Here is a 2,889-nt window from a genome sequence, read left to right on the forward strand (position 1 = left end):
GCATTGAGACTACCACTGTTGCTGATTCCAGTCGCCGTACCGCCGTCGCCGCCATTGCCGTTGTCGGCAGTACCGTTGCTGCCGTCGCCGCCAGTACCATTGCTGGTGATAGTGTCATTTCCGTCCCCAGCATTGAGACTACCACTGTTGCTAATTCCAGTTGCCGTACCGCCGTCGCCGCCATTACCGTTGTCGGCAGTACCGTTGCCGATGATAGTGTCATTTTCTGAGAGTGTACGAATAAAACCTCCAGTTAAAATATCAGTACCAATTGCCACAGATGCATTTAACTCTTCCCCAATTAAAGTATCGGAGCCTCCTGTGCCGATGAAATTGGGTGGAACAGTAAGTCTAGGCATGATCAAAATCCTCTCAATTAGTTGCGTCAACTTTTAGATGAAAAAGCTCCCCAGCAGCACTGGGGTGGATTAAAGAATGTCTTGACTCCAGAGGGACATTACCTGTGGCTATGCGAACACCACGCAGCAGAGTATAGTTGTTTTTTAGGCAAAACCTACGCAGGATTCACACAGGTGGGGTTTCACTGAATTCTACACATAGTCAGATGAAATACTTTCACCAAGTTTCTTATCTTGGGATCACAACTTAGAGTTGTCACTGCGTTTAGCTCAAAGATGGAAAAAACATCAGGAGTATAACTTGAGTCTTACTATGGATTTAAATTCTTTGTTCAATCTAAATACATTTATTGAATTATTATTGGGGATTAGTTTGAGCGCGGCGGCTGGCTTTCGAGTATTTGTACCACTGCTAGCATTGAGTGTGGCTTCAGTTTTTGGACATTTTGATTTGCCGACTAACTTTGATTGGCTGGAAACACCTCAAGCTGTAATTGTATTTGCCGTCGCTTGTTTGCTGGAAATTACTGGTTATTACATTCCTTGGTTGGATCATCTGCTGGATATTGTTGCTACACCTGCGGCATTTATCGCCGGGACAATCGTAACAGCATCTGTTGCTCCAGAGATGAATCCACTGGTGCAATGGACGTTAGCTTTAATTGCAGGTGGTGGAACCGCAGGATTAACTAAGGGATTAATGAATACATTGCGGATAAGTTCTACAGGCGTTTCAGGTGGATTAACCAATCCTATTGTGTCAACCATTGAGTTGGTCATCGCAATCGCACTGTCTGTGCTGGCGCTAGCTTTCCCAGTGGTAGCAGGAGTGAGCGTGATTGGTTTTTTAATAATAGCTATTCAAAGAATCTGGAGTTTCTTCAATAAACCATCTTCTCAAACTAGCGAAACCGTCTCTCCATCAAGAGAATTGGGATAAGTATTTATATAAACAAACTGCAATTTAAATTGATTTAGAAAAGATAAAGTTCTGCAAGAGATACTAAGTTTCGACCAGCTTTGTTGCAACTCCAGCTAAACCACCATCTGGAGTTTCTCCAACAATATAAACATCAATATTTGTTTGTTCAATACGATAAACTTAAACTGCATTGAGATTGTCTCGAAGGGTTTGCACAAATCGTTGAAATTTGGGAACATCTTGCTTTTGTAATTGATTATGCTATTCTTCTTACGGGAAAGCGCGATCGCTATATTTATTTTGGGCATAAAATAGCGTCTACTAACTACAGCTATGTTTAAGGGATTTGGTTGCCCAAAGAAAAGGGTAGTGTTTGACGAGAATGAACTGACTACACGCGGTTCAATTGATGTTAGTACTTGTGCAAGAATCCACTTTTAACAATACAATAACAAAAAACTGCTTTGGGGCAGATCAAAGCAGTTTGAGCAGCATAGGTAGTCGAGCTTTTGTCGTTGGATTTGTGGAATGCTGATTCTGTCTTATAAAAAGTGCTGTAATAATTAAAAATTCGGAAACGCTTATAGGGTAGACTTTACAAGCCGCACTCACGCGAACGCAAGAGAAGACGGTAAGTCCAACGTATCCACCCTCTCCAAAATGTATACGCAATACGATCTGAGTCAACGACTGGTAAGCTCCCTCTCAGATTTGGATCATTTTTTATACGTGAAGTTAAGTCGTCGATACCAATGTACTCGCCTCTTGTCGTTTCATTGTCTTTTACCGACGCCCACCCAACTGACTTAGCGAACCGTAAATAGGTTTTATAATCATTTTCTCGCGACTCAACTATCGCAGGGTTTGCTTTTATATCGAGTGGATTTCCCTGTTTAATCCATATTTCCTTTTGCACACTAAAGCCAAAACGGTTATGTGAATTGGCGAGCCAAAGTCTGTCTAGTCTTTGCAGGTTTCGACAAGAAAAACTATTAATGTCTTCAGGAGTTAAATATTGTTCTTTTTCTTTTTTAGCAATATTGAGCATCAGTTGGGATGTTTGGGTATTTGCTGCTAACCAATTTTGAGACTTCAAAGAATTCTCAAGCTGAACATATAAATCTTCAGTAAGAGGTTTCTTAACCTGTTTTCTCAATTCTGATTCTGTATTATTTTTCGACAACAGTTGTACAGCTTTAACTTCTGTTCCCATTTCTTCAAACGGGCTTTTAGTTAATACCCCTAAAAATATTGTTCCTATGACTGTTAAAAGTAGAACAACTCCAAGCCGAATTCGTTTTTTTTTCATACCTTAGTCTATTGTTAAACTATTAAATAAAGACAATAGCCGCTTTGTCAGGAATCGGCTGATTCTCAACAAGGTCGAAGAGTTATAAAGCTTATTTATCTGGATTATAGACCATTGTGTAACTTCACTAGGGTGTAAAACCAAGAATCTGCGATCGCAATTATAAAGCGATCGTAGTCGTAGGGTGTGTTAGCGCGAAAGCGTAATGCACCTTTGAACTCCGTTAATGAGGCTTTGAACTCCATTAATGAGTCTTTTAGCTCCATTAATGAGTCTTTTAGCTCCATTAATGAGTCTTT

4 protein-coding genes and 2 pseudogenes are annotated in these 2,889 nt (G+C 40.4%); 2 read left to right on the forward strand and 4 right to left on the reverse strand.

Annotation, left to right across the window (positions count from 1 at the left end):
• Positions 1 to 359 (reverse strand): annotated as a pseudogene (locus tag ACFE93_RS34280) (hypothetical protein); the annotation flags it as partial.
• A gap of 21 nt (positions 360 to 380) precedes the next feature.
• On the opposite strand from ACFE93_RS34280, the gene ACFE93_RS34285 reads away from it, so the two are divergent.
• Together ACFE93_RS34285 and ACFE93_RS34290 are read left to right on the forward strand one after the other, a co-directional pair.
• Positions 381 to 548: a hypothetical protein gene (locus tag ACFE93_RS34285; RefSeq protein WP_375480544.1), complete on the forward strand. Its 168-nt coding sequence runs from the start codon at positions 381 to 383 to the stop codon at positions 546 to 548.
• 124 nt (positions 549 to 672) lie between these two features.
• Positions 673 to 1,299: a DUF4126 domain-containing protein gene (locus ACFE93_RS34290; RefSeq protein ID WP_375480546.1), complete on the forward strand. Its 627-nt coding sequence runs from the start codon at positions 673 to 675 to the stop codon at positions 1,297 to 1,299.
• Positions 1,300 to 1,362: 63 nt separating this feature from the next.
• Here the strand turns inward: ACFE93_RS34290 and ACFE93_RS34295 are convergent, their stop codons facing one another.
• The 3 genes and pseudogenes from ACFE93_RS34295 to ACFE93_RS34305 all read right to left on the reverse strand — a co-directional run.
• Complete coding sequence (locus ACFE93_RS34295) at positions 1,363 to 1,452, reverse strand: nuclease A inhibitor family protein (protein WP_375480550.1); 90 nt, start codon at positions 1,450 to 1,452, stop codon at positions 1,363 to 1,365.
• Positions 1,453 to 1,876: 424 nt separating this feature from the next.
• The gene (locus tag ACFE93_RS34300) at positions 1,877 to 2,590 is read right to left on the reverse strand and encodes a GUN4 domain-containing protein (RefSeq protein ID WP_375480548.1); all 714 of its coding nucleotides are present in this window, start codon (positions 2,588 to 2,590) and stop codon (positions 1,877 to 1,879) included.
• Between the two features lie 104 nt (positions 2,591 to 2,694).
• A pseudogene (locus tag ACFE93_RS34305) lies at positions 2,695 to 2,889 on the reverse strand (hypothetical protein); the annotation flags it as partial.

It is taken from the genome of uncultured Nostoc sp., from assembly GCF_964247315.1.
Classification (GTDB): Bacteria; Cyanobacteriota; Cyanobacteriia; order Cyanobacteriales; family Nostocaceae; genus Nostoc.